General features: G+C 52.6%; 33 protein-coding genes. 27 read left to right on the top strand and 6 right to left on the bottom strand.

Annotation, left to right across the window (positions count from 1 at the left end; all coding sequences use genetic code 11):
• Window positions 1-416 precede the first annotated feature (416 nt).
• The gene (locus ADH68_RS05020; RefSeq protein ID WP_068961769.1) at window positions 417-2,669 is read right to left on the bottom strand and encodes a GH92 family glycosyl hydrolase; all 2,253 of its coding nucleotides are present in this window, start codon (window positions 2,667-2,669) and stop codon (window positions 417-419) included.
• A gap of 279 nt (window positions 2,670-2,948) precedes the next feature.
• Entirely contained in the window at window positions 2,949-4,541 is a 1,593-nt protein-coding gene (locus tag ADH68_RS05015) for a hypothetical protein (RefSeq protein WP_068961770.1), read from the bottom strand.
• A gap of 969 nt (window positions 4,542-5,510) precedes the next feature.
• Between ADH68_RS05015 and dnaB the strand changes: the two genes are divergently transcribed.
• The 3 genes from dnaB to ADH68_RS05000 all read left to right on the top strand — a co-directional run bounded on the left by dnaB (window position 5,511) and on the right by ADH68_RS05000 (window position 9,053).
• Window positions 5,511-7,034, top strand: coding sequence for a replicative DNA helicase (gene dnaB / locus ADH68_RS05010; protein ID WP_068961771.1), 1,524 nt, complete (start codon window positions 5,511-5,513; stop codon window positions 7,032-7,034).
• Between the two features lie 135 nt (window positions 7,035-7,169).
• Window positions 7,170-8,150, top strand: a complete 981-nt coding sequence (gene pfkA, locus ADH68_RS05005) for a 6-phosphofructokinase (RefSeq protein WP_068961772.1) — start codon at window positions 7,170-7,172, stop codon at window positions 8,148-8,150.
• Window positions 8,151-8,171: 21 nt separating this feature from the next.
• Window positions 8,172-9,053, top strand: a complete 882-nt coding sequence (locus ADH68_RS05000; RefSeq protein WP_068961773.1) for an HAD family hydrolase — start codon at window positions 8,172-8,174, stop codon at window positions 9,051-9,053.
• Between the two features lie 114 nt (window positions 9,054-9,167).
• Here the strand turns inward: ADH68_RS05000 and ADH68_RS04995 are convergent, their stop codons facing one another.
• The 4 genes from ADH68_RS04995 to ADH68_RS04980 all read right to left on the bottom strand — a co-directional run bounded on the left by ADH68_RS04995 (window position 9,168) and on the right by ADH68_RS04980 (window position 12,173).
• Window positions 9,168-9,881, bottom strand: a complete 714-nt coding sequence (locus ADH68_RS04995) for an MIP/aquaporin family protein (RefSeq protein ID WP_068961774.1) — start codon at window positions 9,879-9,881, stop codon at window positions 9,168-9,170.
• A gap of 430 nt (window positions 9,882-10,311) precedes the next feature.
• A complete protein-coding gene (locus tag ADH68_RS04990; RefSeq protein ID WP_068961775.1) occupies window positions 10,312-10,671 on the bottom strand; it encodes a DUF4834 family protein in 360 nt (119 codons plus the stop codon).
• A gap of 58 nt (window positions 10,672-10,729) precedes the next feature.
• A complete protein-coding gene (pssA, locus tag ADH68_RS04985; protein ID WP_068961776.1) occupies window positions 10,730-11,431 on the bottom strand; it encodes a CDP-diacylglycerol--serine O-phosphatidyltransferase in 702 nt (233 codons plus the stop codon).
• Between the two features lie 76 nt (window positions 11,432-11,507).
• Window positions 11,508-12,173, bottom strand: coding sequence for a phosphatidylserine decarboxylase family protein (locus ADH68_RS04980; RefSeq protein WP_068961777.1), 666 nt, complete (start codon window positions 12,171-12,173; stop codon window positions 11,508-11,510).
• 360 nt (window positions 12,174-12,533) lie between these two features.
• On the opposite strand from ADH68_RS04980, the gene rpsL reads away from it, so the two are divergent.
• The 24 genes from rpsL (at window position 12,534) to rplO (ending at window position 25,182) form a co-directional block, all read left to right on the top strand.
• The gene (gene rpsL / locus ADH68_RS04975) at window positions 12,534-12,929 is read left to right on the top strand and encodes a 30S ribosomal protein S12 (protein WP_068961778.1); all 396 of its coding nucleotides are present in this window, start codon (window positions 12,534-12,536) and stop codon (window positions 12,927-12,929) included.
• A gap of 169 nt (window positions 12,930-13,098) precedes the next feature.
• The gene (gene rpsG, locus ADH68_RS04970; protein ID WP_068961779.1) at window positions 13,099-13,575 is read left to right on the top strand and encodes a 30S ribosomal protein S7; all 477 of its coding nucleotides are present in this window, start codon (window positions 13,099-13,101) and stop codon (window positions 13,573-13,575) included.
• A 45-nt stretch (window positions 13,576-13,620) separates the two neighbouring features.
• Window positions 13,621-15,747, top strand: a complete 2,127-nt coding sequence (fusA, locus tag ADH68_RS04965; protein WP_068961780.1) for an elongation factor G — start codon at window positions 13,621-13,623, stop codon at window positions 15,745-15,747.
• A gap of 27 nt (window positions 15,748-15,774) precedes the next feature.
• Window positions 15,775-16,080, top strand: coding sequence for a 30S ribosomal protein S10 (rpsJ, locus tag ADH68_RS04960; RefSeq protein WP_068961781.1), 306 nt, complete (start codon window positions 15,775-15,777; stop codon window positions 16,078-16,080).
• Between the two features lie 116 nt (window positions 16,081-16,196).
• Window positions 16,197-16,814, top strand: a complete 618-nt coding sequence (gene rplC / locus ADH68_RS04955; protein WP_068961782.1) for a 50S ribosomal protein L3 — start codon at window positions 16,197-16,199, stop codon at window positions 16,812-16,814.
• On the top strand, window positions 16,814-17,434 hold the full coding sequence (rplD, locus tag ADH68_RS04950) for a 50S ribosomal protein L4 (RefSeq protein ID WP_068961783.1): 621 nt from the start codon (window positions 16,814-16,816) through the stop codon (window positions 17,432-17,434). The genes rplC and rplD overlap by 1 nt, the downstream gene beginning before the upstream one ends.
• A 22-nt stretch (window positions 17,435-17,456) precedes the next feature.
• Window positions 17,457-17,747: a 50S ribosomal protein L23 gene (rplW, locus tag ADH68_RS04945; protein WP_068961784.1), complete on the top strand. Its 291-nt coding sequence runs from the start codon at window positions 17,457-17,459 to the stop codon at window positions 17,745-17,747.
• Window positions 17,748-17,750: 3 nt separating this feature from the next.
• Window positions 17,751-18,578, top strand: a complete 828-nt coding sequence (gene rplB, locus ADH68_RS04940) for a 50S ribosomal protein L2 (RefSeq protein WP_068961785.1) — start codon at window positions 17,751-17,753, stop codon at window positions 18,576-18,578.
• Window positions 18,579-18,597: 19 nt separating this feature from the next.
• Window positions 18,598-18,867 (top strand): 30S ribosomal protein S19, encoded by a 270-nt coding sequence (gene rpsS, locus ADH68_RS04935; protein WP_068961786.1) that lies wholly within the window; start codon window positions 18,598-18,600, stop codon window positions 18,865-18,867.
• A gap of 54 nt (window positions 18,868-18,921) precedes the next feature.
• Window positions 18,922-19,338, top strand: coding sequence for a 50S ribosomal protein L22 (gene rplV / locus ADH68_RS04930; protein ID WP_068961787.1), 417 nt, complete (start codon window positions 18,922-18,924; stop codon window positions 19,336-19,338).
• 3 nt (window positions 19,339-19,341) lie between these two features.
• The gene (rpsC, locus tag ADH68_RS04925) at window positions 19,342-20,079 is read left to right on the top strand and encodes a 30S ribosomal protein S3 (protein WP_068961788.1); all 738 of its coding nucleotides are present in this window, start codon (window positions 19,342-19,344) and stop codon (window positions 20,077-20,079) included.
• Between the two features lie 20 nt (window positions 20,080-20,099).
• On the top strand, window positions 20,100-20,531 hold the full coding sequence (gene rplP / locus ADH68_RS04920) for a 50S ribosomal protein L16 (protein WP_068961789.1): 432 nt from the start codon (window positions 20,100-20,102) through the stop codon (window positions 20,529-20,531).
• 6 nt (window positions 20,532-20,537) lie between these two features.
• The gene (gene rpmC / locus ADH68_RS04915) at window positions 20,538-20,735 is read left to right on the top strand and encodes a 50S ribosomal protein L29 (protein WP_068961790.1); all 198 of its coding nucleotides are present in this window, start codon (window positions 20,538-20,540) and stop codon (window positions 20,733-20,735) included.
• Window positions 20,736-20,744: 9 nt separating this feature from the next.
• On the top strand, window positions 20,745-21,005 hold the full coding sequence (gene rpsQ, locus ADH68_RS04910; RefSeq protein WP_068961791.1) for a 30S ribosomal protein S17: 261 nt from the start codon (window positions 20,745-20,747) through the stop codon (window positions 21,003-21,005).
• A gap of 2 nt (window positions 21,006-21,007) precedes the next feature.
• Window positions 21,008-21,373, top strand: a complete 366-nt coding sequence (gene rplN, locus ADH68_RS04905; protein WP_068961792.1) for a 50S ribosomal protein L14 — start codon at window positions 21,008-21,010, stop codon at window positions 21,371-21,373.
• 27 nt (window positions 21,374-21,400) lie between these two features.
• The gene (gene rplX, locus ADH68_RS04900; RefSeq protein WP_068961793.1) at window positions 21,401-21,721 is read left to right on the top strand and encodes a 50S ribosomal protein L24; all 321 of its coding nucleotides are present in this window, start codon (window positions 21,401-21,403) and stop codon (window positions 21,719-21,721) included.
• The gene (gene rplE, locus ADH68_RS04895; protein WP_068961794.1) at window positions 21,721-22,272 is read left to right on the top strand and encodes a 50S ribosomal protein L5; all 552 of its coding nucleotides are present in this window, start codon (window positions 21,721-21,723) and stop codon (window positions 22,270-22,272) included. The genes rplX and rplE overlap by 1 nt, the downstream gene beginning before the upstream one ends.
• A gap of 9 nt (window positions 22,273-22,281) precedes the next feature.
• Entirely contained in the window at window positions 22,282-22,581 is a 300-nt protein-coding gene (rpsN, locus tag ADH68_RS04890; RefSeq protein WP_068961795.1) for a 30S ribosomal protein S14, read from the top strand.
• Window positions 22,582-22,670: 89 nt separating this feature from the next.
• Complete coding sequence (gene rpsH, locus ADH68_RS04885) at window positions 22,671-23,069, top strand: 30S ribosomal protein S8 (RefSeq protein WP_068961796.1); 399 nt, start codon at window positions 22,671-22,673, stop codon at window positions 23,067-23,069.
• 20 nt (window positions 23,070-23,089) lie between these two features.
• Window positions 23,090-23,644: a 50S ribosomal protein L6 gene (gene rplF / locus ADH68_RS04880; protein WP_068961797.1), complete on the top strand. Its 555-nt coding sequence runs from the start codon at window positions 23,090-23,092 to the stop codon at window positions 23,642-23,644.
• A gap of 17 nt (window positions 23,645-23,661) precedes the next feature.
• Complete coding sequence (gene rplR, locus ADH68_RS04875; protein WP_068961798.1) at window positions 23,662-24,003, top strand: 50S ribosomal protein L18; 342 nt, start codon at window positions 23,662-23,664, stop codon at window positions 24,001-24,003.
• A 6-nt stretch (window positions 24,004-24,009) separates the two neighbouring features.
• Window positions 24,010-24,528 (top strand): 30S ribosomal protein S5, encoded by a 519-nt coding sequence (gene rpsE, locus ADH68_RS04870; RefSeq protein ID WP_068961799.1) that lies wholly within the window; start codon window positions 24,010-24,012, stop codon window positions 24,526-24,528.
• A gap of 14 nt (window positions 24,529-24,542) precedes the next feature.
• Window positions 24,543-24,722 carry a 50S ribosomal protein L30 gene (rpmD, locus tag ADH68_RS04865; protein WP_068961800.1) on the top strand — a complete coding sequence of 60 codons (180 nt, stop codon included), beginning with the start codon at window positions 24,543-24,545 and terminating at the stop codon, window positions 24,720-24,722.
• 13 nt (window positions 24,723-24,735) lie between these two features.
• Window positions 24,736-25,182, top strand: a complete 447-nt coding sequence (gene rplO, locus ADH68_RS04860) for a 50S ribosomal protein L15 (RefSeq protein WP_068961801.1) — start codon at window positions 24,736-24,738, stop codon at window positions 25,180-25,182.
• Window positions 25,183-25,184 lie beyond the last annotated feature (2 nt).

Raw genomic sequence — 25,184 nt, 5'->3', positions numbered from 1 at the left:
TTAGACTTTTGATGACGCAAATATATTTATATTTTCGTGATGCGCCAAATAAAATTAAGAGCTTGTTTAATAATAAATGTTACCGTTAGGGCGGTCAGTCGGCGAGCAGATTTTCGCTTGTGATGAGGGAGTTATGGGGTTCCATAACGACCGAAGAACGGGCGGAAAGATGTCGGCGAATGACCGAAGGAAGGTAATTTGTTTCATATCGTTGATATATTTTGCATTTATCTTACAAGCATGCAAGAGATCGTATCGGTTATGAAGTTACCTTTTGTCTCGTATATCTTGGTCGTTTTTCGTCCTGTTCCTCAGTCATGTACATAAAGTACACACCTTCGGCACATGTCGAAAATCGATTCAAGCTATACGACCCTAACGGCAACATTTATTATTAAACAAGCTCTAATATGTCATTAATGTGTGTCTGACATTTCGAACACAAGTTTTCCGCCGCGGGCTATCTCTTCGTGGGATATGAAGGGGGCGTCGAGTTCTTTGCCGTTGAGCAGCACGCGTTTAACATACATGTTGGCCGGCGAGTTGTCCTTGACCTCGATTTCAAACGGTGCGTGCTGTGCGTGGATTACCGCACGGTCTACCATCGGGCGTCCGAGGGTGTATACAGGTATGCCGGGAGCCACCTGATAGAGTCCGAGGGCGCTCATCACGTACCATGCCGACATCTGGCCGCAGTCCTCGTTGCCGATTATGCCGTCGGGAGCGTTGGTGTAGAATTCGCGCATGATATAGTCGAGGCGCTCCTGGCCTTTCCAGGGTGAGTCGGTCCAGTTGTAGAGATATGCCATGTGGTGGCTCGGCTCGTTGCCGTGGGCATACTGCCCGATCAGGCCGGTTATGTCGTTGGAGGCTTCGGCTCCATCGACCTGCGAAGAGGTGGTGAAGAGTGTGTCGAGGCGCGCTTCAAGCTCGGGCTTTCCGCCGATGGTCTCGATGAAGTTGTCCATGTCGTGAGGTGCGAAGAAGCTCCACTGGAATGCGTTGCCCTCTGTGTAGTCGCTCTTCATGTGGGCCGAATAGCGCGGATTGAAGGGGGTGCGGAATTTTCCGTCGCCCATGATGGGACGCATCATCTTGGTCTCCGGGTCGAGATAGCGCTTATAATATTCTCCCTTGGCCGCATAGGCTTTTGCCAGGGAGTCCATGCCGGCCTTGGCTGCGAGTTGCGACACACACCAATCCTCGTAGGCCATCTCCAGACCCCATGATACTGACTCGCTCACGGAGTCGGCGGGCACGAAGCCGTATTTCTCCTTATAATAAGGATGCATAGTGATAAGGTCGAGCTCGCGAGTGCCCTTGAACTTATCGGCGAGATCCCGGCGGTATACCGACGATGCGGCGCCTGCCTCGGCCCATGTGGCTATGTTGGCGCTGTCGGCAAGTCCTTTGCATGCGAGGTCGGCGAGCACTGCCACGGCGGGATATCCTACCATACATCCGGTGTAGCTTGAGCCGATAGGCCATTTGGGTAGAATGCCTCCCTGCTCGTAACCCTTAACGAGCACTTTGCCCCAGTCGGCGGCAAGCTCGGGGTTGATGATGGTCATCAGTGGCTGGAATGCGCGGAAAGTGTCCCAAAGCGAGAACACCGAGTAGTTGGTGTATCCCTCTTCGGCCTGATGCACCTGCTTGTCGAGCCCACGGTAGCGGCCGTCGGCATCCTGGTAGGCGAAGGGTGCGATCATTGTGTGATAAAGCGCGGTGTAGAAGTTGACCATCACGGTAGAGTCGGCCTGGATTTCTATCGCCGACAGGGCATTGTTCCAGATGTCGGCCGAGCGTGTGCGTGTGGCATCGAAGTCCCATCCGGGCAGTTCTGCGGTCATGTTTTTGGCTGCACCCTCGGGGTCGACCATTGATATCGCTACCTTTATATATAGAGGCTCCTTGCTGTCGGCAAATTTATAGTGGAGCTTGAGGTCGCGGTCGGTCTTTATCACCGGAGGAGTGTCGGGATTGCTCTTCCCGTCGATATAGCGGGTTACGCTTTCAAACGGCTCGGAGAACTCGATGCGGTACGATACATCGTGGAAATGTGCCCATCCCTGTGTGCTCACCGTGCCCTCTACGGTCGAGTCGTTGATCTCAGTGTAGGTGTTGCCTACGAGTTTGTGGCCCCAGTTGGGCTGGAGGATGTGGCCGAGGTCGAGCATCACACGGCGATCCGAGGGATTATCGTATGTGTAGCGGTGGAATCCAACACGGTCGGTGCTCGTAAGCTCGACGTCGACGCCGAAGTTGTCGAGGCGCACGGTATAGTAGCCGGGGGTGGCCTTTTCAGTCTCCTTTTTGAATGTTGCCACCGGCTTTATGGAGTCGGCTCCGGAGTAGGGTAGCAGGGCCACATCGCCGAGGTCGCCGATGCCGGTGCCTGACAGGTGGGTGTGGCTGAAGGCATATATCTCATTGTCGTCGTAGTGGTATCCGCTGCTGGCTTCCCATCCCATTATGTGGGTGTCGGGGCTCACCTGCACCATTGCAAACGGACGAGTGGCGCCCGGGAATGTATGGCCGTGGAATCCGGTGCCGATAAACGGATCCACATACTTGATTTCGTCGGTAAGAAGAGGCTTATTGGCAGAACTGTTGCATCCGGCCAGCAGACAGATTGCCGCCGCCGGTAAGAAAAATGCTGATTTTTTCACGTGGTATCTTTGGGTTTTGATTATGTTCTAATTGCTATGAAGGTATGATTCAGAGTGTAATATGCAATCAACTCCAAAGATACGAATTTTAACCCGTAGATGCCGTCTCTGCCCCCTCCTTTTTAAGTACGTTTAATAATAAAAGCCTGTTTGATAATAAATGTTAAAATGCTTTTATTCAGCTCCTTCTCCCGCGCGCAATCTAATCCATATATCTGGAGTGGGAAATGGAACATTAGGTTGAGCGATTTGTGGGATGTGGCATGCATGTTGTTTATGCTAATTGGAGATGACCGAGCCTTGTGGTGTGAGGCCTTCGACGGCTACCGCGATGTCAGATGGGGAGATGTTGGCTGGGATTGGGAGCTCTACCGATTGCGTGAGGTCGACAGCGGGTAGCCATTGTAGGGTTGCGCCTGTTGGTTCCTCAGTAATACTTTTGGGAGTATATGCGGGTGTGTAGAATTTTTTGCGTCTTTGGTAGCCGAGAGGAGTTATGAGTTTGAATTCCTTTGGAAGTTTGTGTCGAAATTTGCGGGTGTTTTTTGTATTGATGCTGAGGATGCCTCCGGTCTTATCCATGACGTTGCCCATGCCGGGGCTGAAAAGTACAGCTAAATGTGGCGGTACGTAGGATACGGATTCATTGTCGAGATAAGGATACATAGCTTCAAGATCAGCTAAGGATATTTTGTTCTCATACGTTTGGTTCTCTGTATTATTTGGAGATGTTCTCAATGACATGCTATTACCACTGAGGGCATTTGCGGCCATATTGGCAGAATAGACACCAAGACCTCTATAAGTAGGAGTACGACTAAATTTTCCGTTGTTTTGAGATTGGCTAATGTCACTCCCACCATTATTCGAGCCCATGATGTTCCGCAAGGTTTGTGCCGGGTCTGTGTAATATCCGATGTAACGGCCGTCGACCCAGATGCTTACCGGTACTTGATGATGCATGAGAATGTTTCCGACGATGTTTATGCCGGGAACATTGGCCACGGCATCGGCATAGCAGATTATGTTGTCATCCTCGCCGGGACGGACTGTCATATAAGAAAGTCGCTCAATTATATTCTCACCCTTGTGGCGGCTTTTTCCGTGGACAACCACTTCCTGAAGAGCGACATGCATGCCTTGGATAGATGACTTTATGCGTGCGATATATTCCTCGGCTGACTGTTCCTCATCAGATTCCGCCGATGCATACGACTGCTTCTGAGGTAGAGCCGTAACTTCGGGATAACTATCGAAATCGGGATAGATGTTTTCTTCGAAATATCCTTTTTTGTTGACTGCTCCGATTACAAAATATGTGCCATCTGGCCATTCGATTCCGGTGATGTGGAATCGTCCGAGGGAGTCAGTCATGGCCGATGCACCGTCGGCCATGCGCGGTGCAAGTACGTTGGCAGTGACTCCTGCCAGTGGCTTTCCGCGCCATTTTGAGCGGATTACTCCGTCGAGCTGGGCTCCGATTTCCAGCGGGTAGGGGAGAGAGTCGTTGATTTCGCCGCGAATGGCCGCCGGCATGTCGTAGCGTGTCCATCCCTGAGTCAGCATCAGGGCGTCGGCGGCGGGGTCGGCCTCACGGCGCGGTGCGCGCAGATACCATGCGGCATCCTCCACGTGTCCGCGCAGGTCGTTCTGCATCAGCAGCTGCGATGCGATGGTGACTGTGGTGTCGGGCACTCCTATGCTTCGGTCGATGACGGCGACGGCCACATCCGCGCCACCCTCCACGGCGGGGATGATGACCACATGTCGGGCTGAGTCGACCGTGATTTTCAGTTGCCCGGCGTTGGCGGGTGTCAGTGCCGCCGATGCGGCAATTGCGGTGGCAAGGATGGATTTAATGCAGGGATTCATACGCGGACTTTCGACAGATTGGTGAGATAGATAGGCGTTTCCATGGAATTTCGATTTGTAAGTGATTTCCATGGCTCACATTAATAATTTCCGCAAGATAGCATTATGTCAAGACTATCGCAATGCGATTATGGATATTTAACACGCCGGTACTGGGGTGAGCCAGGGGGTGGGATGATATGATAGCGTTGGTGGCAGGGATAGTGTTTAGTCGCCGGGCTACGCCGGGCATTCGGGGGGAGGGGCCAACCCCACCCTGCGAACCGCTATGGCGGCTCTTGGGTGGGGCTAACGTTGTGTACGCCCCCAGAGGGGCTGTGCGCTAACGCGTGGAGTTGTGGATGGGGGCCAACGGATAGGTGTTAATGAGGTGTGGGCTGTGCGCTAACGCGTTGGGTTGCGGATGGGGCCAACGGATAGGTGTTAATGAGGTGTGGGCTGTGCGCTAACGCGTTGGGTTGCGGATGGGGCCAACGGAGTAGGGATTAAGACTATGCGTTGGCTTGTAGACGTTTTGGAGCGTTAAAATTGTTTTTTTGACTGTGTTTGTGGTTCAATGTGTTGGTGAACAAATTGTTAGTGTTGTCTGAATTCCGCCGATTCCGCTATGGGTCACACATTTGCAACTCCACGCGTTAGCGCATAGCCCCTCTGGGGGCGTCTACAATGTTAGCCTATGGTAAGAGCCGCGTTAGCGGTTCGCAGCCATAGGTTTGTGAGGAACATCCCCGGAATGCCCGGCGTAGCCCGGCGACTAAAGAAGACCGAGGAGTTATTGACACTGAGGTATTGATAAGTGGTTGGAAAGAGGCGGGTCCGGCAGTTGGGCGGCATAGAAAGATTTTGTAATTTTGCCATCTCTCACAGAAAACAAGCTCTAAAAATCAATTTATGCCAGATCCAGCATTAGAGACACCATACAGCAACAGGCAGGGAGGCGCAAGGCGCCGCACGCCTCAACACCAGTCGATGTACGACACCGGCGGACGCATCATGCCGCAGGACAAGGAGGTAGAGGAAGCGGTGCTCGGCGCGCTGATGCTTGAGAAAGACGCCTACACCACTGTGTGCGACATTCTCAAGCCCGAGTGCTTTTATGAGCCACGCAACCAGCGCATCTACGAGGCGATCCAGAGCCTTGGCGCCTCGCAGAAACCTATCGACATGCTTACCGTGGTCGAGCAGTTGCGTCTCAACGGCACACTGGCCGAGGTGGGCGGTCCGGTAGTCATCTCCGAACTGACTTCGCGTGTGGCTTCGGGCGCTCACGTCGAGTTCCATGCCCGCATTGTGGCGCAGAAGTATCTGGCGAGGGAGCTTATCTCGTTTGCCGCCGGAATCGAGGGAAAGGCCTTTGACGAGAGCAACGACGTGGACGACCTGCTTCAGGAGGCCGAGGGACGCCTGTTTGAGATATCACAGCGCAATGTGAAGAAGGATGTCACGCAGGTCGACCCCGTAATCTCCGACGCCATCAAACAGATTCAGGCCGCCGCCAACCGCGAATCGGGTCTTTCGGGCCTCGAATCGGGCTACCACGACCTTGACAACCTCACTTCGGGCTGGCAGAACTCCGACCTTATCATCATCGCGGCCCGTCCGGCCATGGGCAAGACGGCGTTTGTGCTTTCGATGGCCAAAAACATGGCTGTCAACTACAATATACCGGTGGCGATATTCTCGCTTGAGATGTCGAACCTTCAGCTCATCAACCGACTCATATCCAACGTGTGCGAGATTGAGAGCTCGCTGATAAAATCGGGAAAGCTGTCGCGCCTACAGTGGGACCAGCTGATGACCCGCATCAAGCATCTCTATGGCGCTCCTCTGTTTATCGACGACACTCCGTCGCTGTCTATTTTCGAACTGCGCACAAAGGCCCGCCGTCTGGTAAGGGAGCACAACGTGAAGTTTATCATCATCGACTACCTCCAGCTGATGAATGCTTCGGGCATGCACTTCGGCTCGCGCGAGCAGGAGGTGAGTATGATATCGCGTTCGCTCAAGCAGCTTGCCAAAGAGCTAAACATACCTATCGTGGCGCTGTCGCAGCTCAACCGTTCGGTCGAGAGCCGTCAGTCGGGTGACGGCGGCAGCAAACGCCCGCAGCTAAGCGACCTTCGTGAGTCGGGAGCCATCGAGCAGGATGCCGACATAGTGTGCTTCATCCACCGTCCGGAGTACTATACAAAAAGCGACGTCGACGCCGAGGGGCACGACATACGCGGACTCGCCGAGTTTATCGTGGCCAAGCACCGTTCGGGTTCGGTCGACACGATAAAGATGCGCTTCAAGGGGCGTCTTGCCCGATTCGAAAACTGGAGCGAGAATGACTTTGACCCCGATGCCGCCCCGGTAACGGTAGAGTCGAGCTTCAATACAGGCTCGTTCGGACAGACTCCGACAGGCACATTCACCGCGTCCCCCACACCTCTGTCGGGCGGTACTGCCGACTTCCTCTCGGGCCCCTCCGACGCTCCAGCGCCATTCTGACGCCTCGCTCCCGACACACTGCGGAGTAAGGCGGATAAAAATATGTTAACATGGCTGACAGTAGGGCGATAATGCGGAAAAGATTATTAAATTTGCTCTTTCAAGACCAATATTACTCAAAAAACTTACACAGCCATGCCAGCAATTAAAACCATAGGCATCCTTACCTCGGGAGGCGACGCTCCCGGAATGAATGCCGCTATCCGAGCCGTCACCCGCTCGGCCATCTTCAGCGGTTTCAGCGTAAAGGGTATATACCGCGGCTACAGGGGCCTGATAACCAACGAGATTGTCGACTTCAAGACACAGAACGTATCCAACATCATACAGATGGGCGGCACGATTCTGAAAACCGCACGTTGCAAGGAATTTCAGACACCTGAGGGTCGCCAGCTTGCCTACGACACTCTGCGCCAGCATGGTATCGACGCCCTTGTGGTAATCGGCGGCGACGGTTCGCTAACCGGTGCACGCATATTCGCCACTGAATTCAACTTCCCGATAATCGGTCTGCCCGGCACTATCGACAACGACCTTTACGGCACCGACAAGACCATCGGCTACGACACCGCCCTCAACACCATTATGGAGTGTGTCGACAAGATACGCGACACTGCCACCAGCCACGAGCGCCTGTTCTTCATCGAGGTGATGGGACGCGACGCCGGATTCCTCGCCCTCAACGGCGCGATTGCCTCCGGAGCTGAAGCCGCCATCATCCCTGAGATATCCACCGAGGTCGACCAGCTTGCCGAACTTATCCAGAACGGATTCCGCAAGAGCAAGAACTCATCGATTGTGCTTGTGGCCGAAAGCCCCGTTACAGGTGGAGCCATGGCCCTGGCCGAACGTGTAAAGAACGAGTATCCCGGCTACGACGTGCGTGTGTCGATTCTCGGCCACCTGCAGCGCGGCGGCTCGCCTACTGCCTCCGACCGTATCCTGGCCTCACGCCTCGGCGCGGCAGCCATCGACGCACTTCTCGACGACCAGCGCAATGTGATGATAGGTATCTCAAACGACAATATTGTCTACGTGCCTTTCTCCAAGGCTATCAAAAACGACAAGCCTATCAACCGCGAACTTCTCGATACTCTGCGCCGACTCTCTATCTGATACAGCAGAGTAGCGAAAACTATGCATGACAACAATACAATCGGGCAGCGCCGCACGCTCTATGTCACAGACATGGACGGGACGCTGCTCGACCTTTATAGTCGGGTGAGCCCCGAAAGCGCATCAATAATCCACCGTCTAAGCCGCGAGGGCGCGCTGATTACGGTGGCTACCGCACGCACTCCCGCCACGGTGGTGCCACTTATGCGCGACTGCCACACCTTTGTGCCCTACGTCACGATGACCGGCGCCGCTCTGTGGAATCCCGTGGATGGGAAGTATGGCGAAGTCGTGCTGATGCCCGACGATACGGCCGCCCGGGTAAGAGAGGTGATAGAGTCGTTCGGACTCCACCCGTTTATCTACACAATCACTCCCGACAACAGATTGCTTGCCGCCTACCACAACGGGCCCATGAACCGGGCCGAGCGGAAGTTTGTCGAGGAGCGCACCGGCCTTGCACTCAAGCGTTTCCATCTCGACAATCCCGGGGGTATGGCGCCGTTTCTTCCGCGCACCATACTCTATTTTGCAATCGGAGATGCCGAGGCCACCTCAGCTGCCGCCGAGGCTCTGACCCGGATGGGCGGATGTGCCGTCAGCTCATATATGGACAATACTGTGCCCGGAATGGGCATTCTGGAGGTATTTGCCTCCGGTATTGACAAAGGAGCTGTGGTGAAGCGGCTGGCCTCGCGTTTGGGCGCCGACAGGATAGTGGCTTTCGGTGACAATCTCAACGACCTGCCCCTTTTTGCGGTTGCCGACATTCCGGTGGCGGTAGAAAACGCCCTCCCTGAGGTAAAGGCTGCCGCCGAAGTGGTAATCGGAACCAATGACACCGATGCCGTGGCGCGCTTCATCGAGTCGGATTTCATGACAGATTGCTATGCCAAGAATTGACAGGAGCATAATATTTTATGCCATGGCAGCCGGCGCTTATTTTTATTTTTGGAAAAACAGACAGGGCGCCCGCCACGGTGCAGTGGCCGACGCCTTGTGTTGATTATATAGCTATTATCGGTTGCCTTTGGCAATGTAGGGCGACACGACTTTCCATGCGATTACCGCGATGATGGCTCCTACAAACGGACCTACCACCATAATCCAGAAATCATGGAATGCTCCGGGGCAGAATACAGCCGGTCCGAAGCTGCGCGCGGGGTTTACCGAGCAGTTGTCGACAGGGATTCCCACGATGTTGACCAGTCCGAGGGCGAGGCCGATGCCGATACCGGCAAATTTGCCCCATCCCACATTGGCGTCAGTGGCCCCGAGGATTATGAACACGAAGAAGAATGTAAGGAGTGCCTCCATCAGTAGTGCCATGCCCGATGTGGCGCCCGGCTGCAGCACATTGGTGGCAAGATTGTAGATTGCGCCCCCGTTCTCGGTGATTCCTCCGAAGTTGAATTCAGGATTCATGTTGACAAACCAGAAGAGGAATGCAGCGCCTACAACTGCACCTCCCATCTGGAAGAGCCAGTAGCAGAGCATATCCTTAAGGCTCATGCGTCCGCTTAGATATACGCCGAGCGACACTGCGGGATTGACATGGCAGCCCGATATGTTGCCAAGGCAGTAGCAGAGGCATACAAGAACCAGTCCGAAGCATACTCCGACTCCATAGCCCCCTATCGACGGGCCGGCGAGTACTGCGCTGCCGCATGCCAGAAGTACGAGAAACATTGTCCCGATGCCTTCGGCGATGTACTTCTTTAAATCATTCATAAGTGTAAGAGCTTGTTTAATAATAAATGTTACCGTCAAGGCGGTCAGTCGTCGGGCAGGTTTTCGCTTGTGATGAGGGAGTTATGGGGTTCCATAACGACCGAAGAACGGGCGGAAATATGCCGGCGAATGACCGAAGGGAGGTAATTTGTTTCATATCGTTGATATATTTTTGCATTTATTTTAGAAGCAGCCAAGAGATTGTATAAGTTATAAAGTTACCTTTTGTCTCGTATATCTTGGCCGCTTTTCGCCCTGTTCCTCAGTCATGTACATAAAGTACACTCCTTCGGCACATGTCGAAAATCGACTCAAGCTATACGACCCTGGCGGCAACATTTATTATCAAACAAGCTCTAAATGTTAGTTGGTTGGTAGTTGAATCTTGATTATGAAGGCGCGGCCGTAATAAAGAGGGGTAGGGGAGGGGTCAGATATCAGTCCATTCGGCATCGCTTATCTGCTCTTCCATGCGGAAGGGTGTGGCACCGTAGTTGCGCCGGCGTTCCTGCTCCAGGGTGATGTCTACATCAATCTCTTCGAAGCGCACATATTCTCCCTCATCAGAGCGGAATATCTTTCGGGTAGAGCGGCGTCTGCCGCGTCGTGCTTCCTCCGTTTCGTAGCCTTGGGCTGTCCTGTCTGTATCATATGTCCTGTTGTTGCCGGCAAAAGCCGCAGTCTGCCGCTTTACATGGCGGTATGCGCGGAATATGGCGGCGCCTAACTTGACTACGGGTATGAGTACAAGTATCAGCAGGGTGAATATGAGCATCTTGAATATAACCATAGGCTGAGATATAGTGGATGTTGGTGGTAGCGTCGGATATCATCGGCTGGCTGGGGGCTCAGGCGCGTGAGGGTAGCAGCGAGAGCACAAGGTAGAAGAGGATTGTCCATGCCAGTCCGGGGACGCCTTCAGATATAACAAACAACAAAGCGGCGAGAATGATTACGTAGCGGCGCAGATTTTCGCGGAAATCAAAGTTTTTAAACTTAAGGGAGAACATGTGGATACGGGTAGCCACCATCAGCAGCGACATCGCTACGACAAGCACAGCCATAGGCCAGTGTCCGATGTAGCCGTGGGTTGTCATCCATGACACCGAGCCAATCCAGAATATGGCGTTGGCCGGAATCGGCATGCCGAGAAATGAGGTGGTCTGGCGGTCGTCAATATTGAAGCGTGCGAGGCGCAGTTCGCCCATCAGAGGGATGAATATGGCCACAAACGGCAACCATGCCGGTCCGGCCTGAAGTGTCATCATGTTGTATACGAGCATGCCGGGGGCCACTCCAAAACTTACCAGGTCGCTGAGCGAGTCGAGCTGTTTGCCGAGATTGGAATACGCGTGTAGCATGCGGGCCGACGCTCCGTCGAGGAAATCGCACACGGCCGAGATGCCGATGCATATGAATGCCCACTGGTAGCATGGGAGTCCCCATACAGTGTCATTGAAATGAAAAGATGCTATTATTGCTATAGCTCCGAAAAATAGGCTCAGACAGGTGATGGTATTGGGCACCTGGGATATGATTCTGCGTAACATGCTTTTATGCGTTTTCGTCAGTCGCACCGGTTGGGGAGGGAGTGGCGCGGTTGTGGTCGTTGTGTCGGGAGGGATACTATTTCAGGCGGGCTACTTCTGTCACGCCGCCGATAGTCTTGTCGCCGAGCTTGACGAGGATTTCCGAGTCAAGAGGCAGGTAGAGGTCTATGCGTGAACCGAATTTTATGAATCCCATATGCTGCTCTATCGACGCGCGTTCTCCGGGACATGCATAGGTGACTATGCGGCGTGCGAGAGCACCGGCTACCTGGCGCATAAGCACTATGGGGCCTGCGTCAGAGCGGATGGCTACCGTGCTGCGCTCGTTTTCGGTGCTTGACTTTGGCAACCATGCCGAGAGGAATCGGCCTGAATGGTGCTTTACATAGAGCACTTCGCCATCGACCGGAAACCAGTTGGCATGGACATTGAGCACTGACATGAATACTGACAACTGGATGCAACGGCAGTGGAGATATTCGTCCTCGAATGTCTCCTCCAGCGCTACTACCTTGCCGTCGGCCGATGCCACGACTACCTTGTCGGGATTGCCTCTGAACTGTCGCCGGGGCGAACGGAAGAAGTTGAGCACAAGCAGATAGATAATCGCCGACACCGATGTGAATGTGGCTGGTATTGCGGCAGGGCGTATGAAAAGCCATACCGGTATGTTGATTACCAGTAAGATAAGAAGAAGGATAATCAGTATATTTAGTCCCTCGCGGTGTATCTTTACTTTCATTACGCGTATATTAATGAGCACAAAGATAAACCATTCTTGTAAAATAACAAAATTTTTCGTGACGCCGAATCCCGATGTTGGCCCATATGGCCTCGGATATTGCGATATTGTCGACTCGAATAAATTTGAAATGCGAATTTTCCCATCGCTTTTTGCCGATATTGGAAATAAAATTTAAATTGACTCGGAAATATTTGCATATTAGCCGATTAAATGCTAACTTTGCACAGTTTTTGAGAGCAAGATGCGTATTGTTGTATTCAAACTGCTGTGTGTCAGCAGGTAATATGCGTGCGTGAATGCTAACTTACAACGACAAAACAGAACGACAACCAATAAATTAACAAACAAAACACTAAGATGCCTACAATTCAGCAATTAGTAAGAAAAGGACGTGTAGCTCTCGTAGACAAGAGCAAGTCGCCTGCTCTCGACAGCTGTCCTCAGCGTCGTGGCGTGTGCGTGCGTGTCTACACCACAACCCCCAAGAAGCCTAACTCGGCAATGCGTAAGGTTGCCCGTGTGCGCCTCACCAACGGCAAGGAAGTCAACTCCTACATCCCCGGCGAAGGTCACAACCTCCAGGAACACTCGATTGTGCTCGTTCGCGGCGGTCGTGTGAAAGACCTCCCCGGTGTGCGTTATCACATCGTTCGTGGTACTCTCGACACCTCGGGTGTGAAAGATCGCACACAGCGTCGCTCTAAGTATGGAGCCAAGCGTCCCAAAGCCGGTGCAGCAAAAGGTAAGAAATAATAAAAGTCTGAGTCTGAGCTGATCCGGGTAAAGAAAACCCAGTTTAACACAAACAACTCCGTTTTTGATTTATTGGAATTAGCAACAACGGTTGAGTAAACCCGGCAAGAGTGCCGAGTTGAAGATTCAAAAAGCTGCCAAGCAACCAAAAACAACAACAATTAAACAAATGAGAAAAGCTAAGCCAAAGAAACGTGTGGTCCTCCCCGATCCCGTTTTCAACGACGTAAGAGTATCAAAGTTCGTCAACCATCTGATGTATGATGGTAAAAAGAACACCTCATACACAATTTTCTATTCCGCACTTGAGACTGTGAAGTCTAAGCTGCCCAATGAGGAGAAAACAGCCCTCGAAATCTGGAAGAAGGCTCTCGAAAACATCACTCCTCAGGTGGAAGTGAAGTCGCGCCGCGTGGGCGGTGCCACCTTCCAGGTACCTACCGAAATCCGTCCCGACCGCAAAGAGTCGATCTCGATGAAAAATATGATTCTATATGCACGCAAGCGCGGTGGCAAGACTATGGCCGACAAGCTCGCTGCCGAGATTGTGGACGCTTACAATGAGCAGGGTGGTGCATTCAAGCGCAAGGAAGACATGCACAAGATGGCCGAGGCCAACCGCGCATTCGCTCACTTCCGCTTCTGATTATCACGCTGATATAAAGATTTACTTTTTTAACGAAGCAATCAAATGGCTAACAAAGACGAACATCTCAAATATACCCGCAATATCGGCATTATGGCCCATATTGATGCCGGTAAGACCACCACATCGGAGCGTATCCTCTTCTATACCGGTCTGACACACAAGATTGGTGAGGTGCACGACGGTGCCGCTACCATGGACTGGATGGCCCAGGAGCAGGAGCGCGGTATTACCATTACCTCCGCCGCCACCACCGCATTCTGGAAATATGCCGGCGATAAATACAAAATCAACCTTATTGACACCCCGGGACACGTTGACTTTACCGTAGAGGTAGAGCGTTCACTTCGTGTGCTCGACGGCGCAGTAGCCACATTCTGTGCTGTAGGCGGTGTTGAACCCCAGTCTGAGACTGTATGGCGTCAGGCCGACAAATACAACGTTCCCCGTCTGGGTTATGTAAACAAGATGGACCGTTCGGGTGCCAACTTCTTTGAAGTTGTACGCCAGGTAAAGGATGTGCTCGGAGCCAATCCCTGTCCCATTCAGATACCTATCGGTGCAGAAGAATCATTCAAGGGTGTTGTCGACCTGATTCTCATGAAAGCCATCTTCTGGCACGACGAGAGCATGGGCGCCGACTACTCGATTGAAGAGATTCCTGCCAATCTCCAGGCCGAGGCCGAGGAATGGCGCGACAAGATGCTTGAGAAAATCGCCGAATTCGACGATGACCTCATGGCAAAATATTTCGATGACCCCTCTACTATCACAGAGGACGAAATCCGCCGTGCCCTCCGCAATGCCACTCTGGCAATGGAAATCGTTCCGATGATCTGTGGTTCGTCGTTCAAGAACAAGGGTGTGCAGTGTCTCCTCGACGATGTATGCGCATTCCTCCCCAGCCCTGTTGACTCGGGTGCTGTAGAAGGCCACGCAATGGACGATCCCGAAAAGATTGAGACCCGCGAGCCCTCAAGCGACGCACCCATGTGTGCCCTCGCATTCAAGATTGCCACCGACCCCTATGTAGGCCGTCTGACATTCTTCCGCGTCTACTCTGGCGACATGGTTGCCGGTAGCTACGTGCTCAACACCCGCTCCGACAAGAAAGAGCGTGTGAGCCGTCTGTTCCAGATGCACTCCAACAAGCAGAACCCCATGGAGAAAATCGGCTGCGGTGATATCGGCGCAGGCGTAGGCTTCAAGGATATCCGCACAGGTGACACTCTCTGCGACGAGAACGCTCCTATCGTGCTCGAAGCAATGGAATTCCCCGAACCCGTTATCGGAATCGCCGTTGAGCCCAAGACTCAGAAAGACCTCGACAAGCTCGGTGTCGGCCTTCAGAAACTCGCTGAAGAAGACCCCACATTCCGTGTGGAGACCAACGAGGAGACAGGCCAGACCGTTATCTCCGGTATGGGTGAGCTTCACCTCGACATCATCATCGACCGTCTGAAACGCGAATTCAAGGTAGAGTGCAACCAGGGTCGTCCCCAGGTTACTTACAAAGAAGCCATCACCAAGCCCGTCGAACTCCGCGAGGTATTCAAGAAGCAGACCGGTGGTCGCGGTAAATTTGCCGACATCATCGTACGCGTTGAGCCCGCCGACGACGAATTCGAAGGAACACTCCAGTTTGTCGACGAGGTTAAGGGCGGTAACATTCCCAAGGAATTCATCCCCTCGATTCAGAAGGGCTTCCAGACCGCTATGAAGAACGGTGTACTCGCAGGATATCCCCTCGATCGCCTCAAGGTGACTGTAATCGATGGCTCGTTCCACCCCGTCGACTCCGACCAGCTCTCGTTCGAGCTCTGCGCTATCCAGGCCTTCAAGAAGGCTTCCGAAAAGGCAGGCCCCGTACTCCTCGAGCCTATCTTCAAGGTAGAGGTTGTCACCCCCGAAGAGAGCATGGGCGACGTAATCGGTGACCTCAACAAGCGTCGCGGCCAGGTAGAAGGCATGGAGACAAGCCGTTCCGGCGCACGCATCGTAAAGGCCAAGGCTCCCCTCGCCGAAATGTTCGGCTATGTGACAGCCCTCCGTACCATCACCTCCGGACGTGCTACCTCCACAATGACTTTCAGCCACTATGCAGAAGTGTCGAACGCAATCGCAAAGAATGTTCTCGCCGAATGCCAGGGCCGTGTGGATCTTCTAAAATAATCTCAGAACAAATACTTACTTAAGAATATGAGCCAGAAAATTCGTATCAAGCTGAAATCGTACGACCACAACCTGCTCGACAAGTCGGCTGAGAAGATCGTAAAGACAGTCAAGGCTACCGGTGCGGTGATTAGCGGCCCCATACCCCTGCCCACCCACAAGCGTATCTTTACCGTCAACCGTTCGACTTTCGTCAACAAGAAATCACGCGAGCAGTTCCAGCTCTCATCATTCAAGCGTCTGATCGACATCTACAACTCGTCTGCAAAGACAATCGACGCTCTGATGAAGCTCGAGCTACCCAGCGGTGTTCAGGTTGAGGTTAAGGTTTAATCGACAGCAGAGAAAAGAGACTAAAATGGAAGTTCCCCGCTCCGCAAGGAGCAAGGGGCTTCCCTTTCAAAGAAACTCAAAAAGCAATCAAATTACTTTTTTAACAAACAAGAGAAATGCCAGGATTATTAGGAAAGAAAATCGGAATGACATCCGTATTCAGTGCCGACGGCAAGAACGTGCCGTGCACTGTTATCGAAGTAGGTCCTTGTGTCGTTACTCAGGTTAAGACAGTGGAAAAAGACGGTTATGCAGCCCTTCAGCTCGGCTTCGAGGACAAGAAGGAAAAGCACACCACCCAGCCTATGCAGGGCCACTTCAAGAAAGCCGGTGTGACACCCAAGCGCCACTTGGCCGAGTTCAAAGGTTTCGAGGGAGAATACAACCTCGGCGACAGCATCAGCGTAGACTTCTTCACCGAAGCTGATTTCGTCGACATCGTCGGCACATCAAAGGGTAAAGGCTACCAGGGTGTTGTTAAGCGTCACGGCTTCGGCGGTGTCGGCCAGGCAACTCACGGCCAGCACAACCGTCTCCGCAAGCCCGGTTCAATCGGCGCCTGCTCCTACCCCGCAAAGGTATTCAAAGGCATGCGTATGGCCGGCCACATGGGCAACGAGCGCGTTACCGTGCAAAACCTCCAGGTGCTTAAGGTTATCCCCGAAAACAACCTGCTGTTGATCAAGGGTTCTGTACCCGGAAGTAAAGGTTCAATCGTATTAATTGAGAAATAATGGAACTCGCAATATTAAATGTAAACGGAGAAGACACCGGCCGTAAAGCTCAGCTCAACGATGCCGTGTTCGCCATCGAAGCCAACGAGCAAGCCGTTTATCTCGATGTAAAGCAGTACCTCGCCAACCAGCGTCAGGGCACACACAAGTCAAAAGAGCGTAGCGAAGTTTCCGGTTCTACCCGCAAGCTCCACAAGCAGAAGGGTGGCGGCGGCAGCCGTATCGGTGACATCAACTCGCCCGTACTCGTAGGCGGTGGCCGCGTATTCGGTCCCCGTCCCCGCGACTATCGCTTCAAACTCAACAAGAAGCTCAAGGCTCTCGCCCGTCGCTCTGCTCTTACATACAAGGCACAGGACAACCAGATAATCGTTGTGGAAGACTTCAATTTCGAGGCTCCCAAGACTAAAGATTTCTTAAACGTTGTTAAGAATCTTAAAGTCGACGGCAAAAAAATCCTCCTCGTTTTAAAGGACCACAATAAAAACGTATATTTGTCGGCTCGTAATATTCCGGGCGCACAAATCATTACCGCATCGGACGTTAACACCTATGCCCTGCTCAACAATAAGGCAATCATCCTCACCGAGGGTTGCCTCGAAGTTATTAACAACCTTTAAACAACATAGGAGGATTTAAGCAATGGAATTTGAACTGACTCCCATCGTTACTGAAAAGGCGACTAAGCTCACAGAAAAGCTCAATCGCTACACTTTCCGTGTTTCCCCCGAAGCCAACAAGTATGAGATCCAGAATATGGTCGAAAAGCTCTACGGCGTACATGTTGTCAAGGTAAACACCATGATAGTCCGCGGCAAGAACCGCTCACGCTACACCCGCACAGGTATCATCAAGGGCGCCACTTCGGACTACAAGAAAGCCATCATCACAATCGCTGATGGCGAGACTATTGATTACTACAGCAATCTCTAAAAAATGGCAGTAAGAAAATTCAAGCCCACCACACCGGGGCAAAGACACAAGGTTATTGGCGTATTCAAGGGTGTAATCACTGCCACTGCGCCAGAAAAATCTCTTACAGTCGGCAAGAAATCGACCGGCGGCCGCAACGCCGAGGGTCATCTCACCAACCGCTACATGGGCGGTGGCCACAAACGCAAATACCGCGTCATCGACTTCAAGAGAAACAAAGACGGTGTTCCCGCAGTAGTTAAGTCGATCGAGTACGATCCCAACCGTTCGGCCCGTATCGCCCTTCTCTACTATGTCGACGGCTCAAAGTCCTACATCATCGCCCCCAACGGCCTTGAAGTAGGTCAGACTGTTGTCAGCGGCCAGGACGTTGCCCCCGAAGTAGGCAACACACTTCCCCTCAACAAAATCCCCGTCGGTACTCTCATCCACTGCATTGAGCTTCGTCCCGGCCAGGGCGCTTTCATGGCCCGTTCTGCCGGTACTTTCGCGCAGCTTATCTCGCGTGAAGGCACATATGCTATTGTCAAATTACCTTCTGGAGAAACCCGCAAGATTCTCTCTGCATGCCGCGCCACTGTAGGCGTTGTAGGCAACAGCGAGCACTCTCTCGAACGTTCAGGCAAGGCCGGCCGTTCACGCTGGCTCGGTCGCCGTCCCCGCAACCGCGGCGTAGTCATGAACCCTGTCGATCACCCCATGGGTGGTGGTGAAGGTCGTGCATCTGGTGGCCATCCACGTTCTCGCAAGGGTCTGTACTCAAAGGGTCTCAAGACTCGTGCACCGAAGAAGCACTCTTCGAAGTACATTATTGAAAGAAGAAAAAAGTAATCTGATTAATTAAGCAACTATGAGTCGCTCACTGAAAAAAGGCCCTTATATCAGCATTAAGCTCGAAAAGAAGGTCGCAGCTATGGAGGAATCCGGCAAGAAGTCTGTAATCAAGACTTGGAGCCGCGCTTCGATGATAGCCCCCGAGTTTGTTGGCCACACTTTCGCAGTACACAATGGCAACAAGTTTATCCCTGTCTATGTAACTGAAAACATGGTAGGACATAAACTTGGCGAATTTGCCCCCACCCGCACATTCCGCGGTCACTCGGGCAACCGCAAGAAATAATACACGGGCCATTGATATAACAGTTTTTTTGACAAGAAAAAGAAATTCAATACAATGGGTGTAAGAAAAAGACAATCCGCCGAATTAAGGAAGGAAGCCCAGAAGAGCCAGGCTTTCGCCAAGCTCCTCAACGTACCCTCGTCCCCCCGCAAGATGCGCCTCGTCGTAGACATGATCCGCGGCAAAGAGGTGTTCCGTGCTCTGGGTCTCCTCGAATTCTCTAACAAAGAGGCTGCTGCCCGCCTGCGCAAGTGCCTCCTCAGCGCAATCTCTAACTGGGAGGCCAAAAACGAGCGCAAGGCCGAGAACGGCGAGCTCTACGTATCAACAATCTTCGTAGGCCCCGCCCCGATGCTCAAGCGTCTGCGTCCCGCTCCCCAGGGCCGCGGCTACCGCATCCGCAAGCGTGCCAACCACGTTACCCTCTACGTAGACACTATCGACAACAAAACAACTAAAGAAGACAAATAAGAGATGGGACAGAAAGTTAATCCGATTAGCAACCGCTTAGGCGTCATCCGCGGTTGGGACTCCAACTGGTATGGCGGCAAAAAGTATGGCGACAACCTGCTCGAGGATTCCAAGCTCCGCAAATACCTGGAGGTCCGTCTCGCCAAGTCAAGCGTTTCACGCATCGTAATCGAGCGTACCCTTAAGCTCATCACAATCACAATCTGCACCTCACGTCCAGGCCTCATCATCGGCAAGGGCGGCCAGGATGTCGACAAGCTCAAGAAAGAGCTCATGAAGATTACCGAAAAAGATGTGCAGATCAACATCTATGAGGTTAAGCGCCCCGAACTCGATGCTCAGATTGTTGCTGCCAACATCGCACGCCAGATTGAAGGCAAAATCGCCTATCGCCGTGCCGTAAAGATGGCAGTTGCTTCAACCATGCGCGCCGGTGCCGAAGGCATCAAGGTGCAGGTCAGCGGACGTCTCAACGGCGCCGAAATGGCCCGCAGCGAAATGTTCAAGGAAGGCCGTACCCCCCTTCACACCCTCCGTGCCGACATCGACTACGCTCTTGTCGAAGCACACACAAAGGTAGGTGTAGTAGGCGTGAAAGTATGGATCTGCCGTGGCGAAGTATATGGCAAGCGTGAGCTCGCACCCTCTTTCGCCAACAACGAAAAGGGTCCCCGCAACAACGGCGGCGAACGCCGCGAACGTCGCGACCGCGGTTTCCGCAAGCCCAAAAACAATCGTTAAAATCCGCAAACTAAATCACAATGTTACAGCCTAAGAAAACCAAGTTCCGCCGTTCCCAGAAGGGCCGCATGAAAGGCAACGCCCAGCGTGGCAACCAGCTTGCCTTCGGCTCGTTCGGCATCAAGACACTTGAGTCGAAATGGATCACCGGCCGACAGATTGAGGCCGCACGTATCGCCGTTACACGCTACATGCAGCGTCAGGGCCAGGTGTGGATCCGCATATTCCCCGACAAGCCTATCACCAAGAAGCCTGCCGAAGTGCGAATGGGTAAAGGTAAAGGTAACCCCGAAGGATTCGTGGCGCCTGTGACTCCCGGACGTATTCTCATCGAGCTCGAAGGCGTTCCCTTCGACGTGGCTAAGGAAGCACTCCGCCTTGCAGCACAGAAGCTCCCCGTCACCACAAAGTTCATCGTTCGTCGTGACTACGACCCCACCCAAAACGTGTAACCGATTATGAAGAAAGAAGAAATAAAGGAGTTCAGCACCCAGGATCTCAAAGAGCGTCTGGAGCAGGCTCGCAAGGACTATCTTCAGCAGAAGATCAACCATGCGATTTCCCCCATCGACAATCCCGCAAAGATTACACACGATCGTAAAATGATTGCACGCATGAAGACCGAGCTCCGTCAGCGTGAACTTAACAATAAATAATCCCCAGATATGGAAATTACAAGAAACTTAAGAAAAGAGCGTATTGGGGTAGTTTCGTCAAACAAGGGAGACAAAACAATTACCGTTATGGTGAAGTGGAAAGAAAAACACCCCATCTACGGAAAGTTTGTCAACAAGACGAAAAAGTACCACGCACATGACGAAAACAACGAGTGCAGCGTTGGCGACACCGTTCGTCTGATGGAGACCCGTCCCTTGAGCAAGACCAAGCGATGGAGATTAGTTGAAATTATTGAAAAAGTTAAATAATCATGATACAGACCGAATCACGTCTTACAGTTGCCGACAACAGCGGTGCCAAAGAAGCCCTTTGCATCCACGTACTTGGCGGCACCGGACGCCGCTACGCTTCTGTAGGCGACATCATTGTAGTGACCGTTAAAAACGTTATCCCTTCGTCCGACGTAAAGAAAGGTACTGTGTCTAAGGCTGTCGTTGTCCGCACAAAAAAGGAAATTCGCCGTCCCGACGGATCCTACATCCGCTTTGACGACAATGCCTGCGTGCTGCTCAACAACGCCGGTGAGCTCCGCGGTACCCGTATCTTCGGCCCCGTTGCCCGCGAGCTGCGTGCAACCAACATGAAGATTGTATCGCTCGCTCCCGAAGTACTTTAACTAATCAGCTAACTGAAGTAAACCACAATGAGCAAACAAAATATCAAAAAGGGCGATATCGTTTACGTCCTCGCAGGCGACGACCGCGGCAAGCAGGGCCGCGTGCTCTCGGTACAGGTAAGCAAGAACCGAGCCACTGTTGAAGGTATCAACATGGTATCCAAGAGCACCAAACCCTCCGCCAAGTATCCCCAGGGCGGCATCATCAAGATTGAGGCTCCCATCCATATTTCAAACCTCGCCCTTCTCGACCCCAAGTCAGGCAAGCCCACCCGCATCGGACGTGCCCGCAACGAGGAAGGAATGTCGATCAGAATTTCTAAAAAATCAGGAGAGGAGATTAAATAATGGCCAACGCAACACTTCATAAAGATTATAAGGAGCGCATTGTCCCCGCCCTTGAGAAAGAGTTCAACTACACCACAGTCATGCAGGTGCCCCGTCTGGAAAAGATTGTAATCAATCAGGGTCTGGGCGAAGCAACTCAGGACAAGAAGATTATAGAGACAGCTATCAACGAGCTCACAGCCATTACCGGACAGAAAGCCGTGGCTACACTCTCGCGCAAGGACATCTCTAACTTCAAAGTACGTAAAAAGAACCCCATCGGCGCACGCGTAACCCTGCGTCGCGACAAGATGTATGAATTCCTCGAACGTCTGGTACGTGTGGCCCTCCCCCGTATCCGCGACTTCAAGGGTATCGAGAGCAAGCTCGACGGCCGTGGCAACTACACCCTCGGCATCACCGAGCAGATTATCTTCCCCGAAATCAACATCGACTCTATCTCCAAGCTGCAGGGTATGAACATCACCTTCGTTACATCGGCAAAGACCGACGAAGAAGGCTACGCACTGCTCAAGGAGTTCGGACTTCCCTTCAAAAACGCTAAAAAATAATCTTCCGATATGGCAAAAGAATCAATGAAGGCCCGCGAAGTAAAGCGTGCCAAGCTGGTAGCCAAGTATGCCCAGAAGCGTGCCGAGCTTAAGAAGATTGTCAACACCGGCAATCCCGAGGACGCTTTCGAAGCCGCACAGAAGCTCCAGGCACTTCCCAAGAATGCCTCTACAGTGCGCCTCCACAACCGCTGCAGCATAACCGGACGTCCCAAAGGCTACATGCGCCAGTTCGGCATCTCGCGTATCCAGTTCCGCGAAATGGCCTCCGCAGGTCTCATCCCCGGAGTAAAGAAAGCAAGCTGGTAATCCACGGGAGGATACTCAAACGAAACATTCCAGAATTAGTATTAAATATTGTTCGGACACCGTCCGGATCAATTTAAAACAATTTACAAATGACTGATCCAATAGCAGATTATTTAACAAGATTGAGGAACGCAATCAAGGCCCAGCACCGTGTGGTCGAGATTCCCGCCTCAAACTTGAAGAAGGAGATCACCAAGATTCTCTTCGAGCAGGGCTACATTCTCAACTACAAGTTTATCGAAGGTGAGAATCCTGCCGGCACCATCAAGATTGCCCTCAAGTACGATCCCGTCAACAAGGTCAACGCTATCAAGAACCTGAAGCGTGTATCTCGTCCGGGTCTGCGCCAGTACACCGGCTACAAAGATATGCCCCGCGTGTTAAACGGTCTCGGCATCGCAATCCTGTCAACCTCAAAAGGCGTCATGACCAACAAGAAAGCCAGCGAGGAAAAAGTAGGTGGCGAGGTTCTTTGCTATGTTTACTAATCAGATAGGAGGAAATTACAATGTCAAGAATAGGTAAAGCACCCATTGAAATACCCGCAGGAGTGACTGTCACCGTCAACGGCGACAACGTCACCGTGAAGGGCCCCAAGGGCGAACTCTCCCAGAAAGTAAATCCCGACCTCACCGTTAAGGTTGAAGACGGACACGTTGTACTCACCCGCCCCTCTGACGACCGCGAGCACCGTGCACAGCACGGTCTCTACCGCGCTCTCATCCACAACATGGTAGTCGGCGTAAGCCAGGGTTACCGCAAGGAGATGGAGCTCGTAGGCGTAGGCTATCGTGCATCCTCCGAGGGACAGGTACTCGAGCTCTCGCTCGGTTTCTCCCACGCCATCTTCATCAAACTTCCCAAAGAAGTGAAAGTAGAGGCAAAGACCGAACGTAACAAGAACCCCCTCATCATCCTTGAAAGCGACGACAAGCAGCTTCTCGGCCAGGTATGCGCCAAGATTCGCTCACTCCGCAAGCCCGAACCTTACAAGGGCAAGGGTATCAAGTTTGTCGGAGAGGTTATCCGTCGCAAGTCGGGCAAGTCAGCAGGTGCTAAATAATTAAAACAGGCAGAATCATGATATCCAAGATACAAAGAAGAAATAAGATCAAAACCCGCATCCGCGGGAAGGTGTCTGGCACTGCTGCTCGTCCCCGCATGACAGTGTTCCGCTCCAACAAGCAGATCTACGTGCAGCTCGTCGATGACCAGGAAGGCAAGACCCTCGTGTCTGCATCCTCCAAGGGAATCGAAGAAGGCACCAAGATTGAAATCGCCGCCAAGGTAGGCAAGGCTGCTGCCGAGAAGGCTCTCGCCGCCGGTATCACAGAAGTTGTTTTCGACCGCAACGGCTACCTCTTCCATGGTCGTGTTAAATCATTGGCCGACGCTGCTCGCGAAGGCGGACTTAAATTTTAAAGAATCATGGCTGACAAGTATAATAGAGTTAAATCTACCGGCGATCTCGAACTCAAGGACCGCCTCGTGGCCATCAACCGCGTAACCAAAGTTACCAAAGGTGGACGCACATTTACCTTCGCCGCCATCGTTGTGGTAGGCAACGAAGACGGTATTGTAGGCTGGGGTCTCGGCAAAGCCAACGAAGTGACCGCCGCTATCGCCAAAGGCGTGGAGGCTGCAAAGAAGAATCTGATTCGCGTTCCCGTACACAAAGGAACCATACCCCACGAGCAGTACGCCAAATTCGGCGGCTCACGCGTAATCCTCAAGCCCGCATCACACGGTACCGGTGTTAAGGCCGGTGGCGCTATGCGTGCCGTGCTTGAGAGCGTAGGCATCACCGACGTGCTCGCAAAGTCAAAGGGCTCTTCCAACCCCCACAACCTTGTAAAGGCCACAATCGAGGCCCTCGGCGAAATGCGCAGCCCCGCACAGGTGGCACAGAACCGTGGCGTATCCATCGACAAAGTGTTTAACGGTTAATCCTAACTGACAATATGGCAAAAATCAAAATCACTCAGATAAAGAGCCGCATCAACGCCCCGAAGGTGCAGAAACTCACCCTCGACGCGCTCGGACTCAAGAAGATGCATCATAGTGTCATCAAGGAAGACACTCCCAGCGTGATGGGCATGGTAACCCGCGTACACCACCTGGTAGAAGTTACTAAGCTTTAATTGAAAGAAAATCATGGAACTGAATACTATCCATCCAGCCGTAGGCTCCAACAAAAAGAAGCGTCGTATCGGCCGTGGTCCGGGTTCCGGCAAGGGCGGTACATCAACACGCGGACACAAAGGTGCTAAATCACGCTCCGGCTACAAGACCAAGATCGGATTCGAAGGAGGTCAGATGCCCCTCCAGCGCCGTCTCCCCAAGTTCGGCTTCAAGAACATCAACCGTGTCGAGTACAAGGCAATCAATCTGTCTGACCTCGAGACTCTTGCTGCAGCCCGCAACCTTGAGAAGATCGGTCTGGAAGAACTCCGCGCCGCAGGCTTCATCTCCAGCGCACAGCCCGTCAAGATACTCGCCAAGGGTGCCGTGACACGCGCTATCGCCGTTGAAGCCAACGCATTCTCACAGGCCGCCCAGAAAGCTATCGAGGCTGCCGGTGGTTCAATCGCTAAAGTATAAAG

The sequence above is a fragment of the Muribaculum intestinale genome (assembly GCF_002201515.1).
GTDB lineage: Bacteria > Bacteroidota > Bacteroidia > Bacteroidales > Muribaculaceae > Muribaculum > Muribaculum intestinale.
The sequence above is the reverse complement of the archived record's forward strand: the minus strand, read 5'-3'. Positions and strand labels throughout refer to the sequence as shown.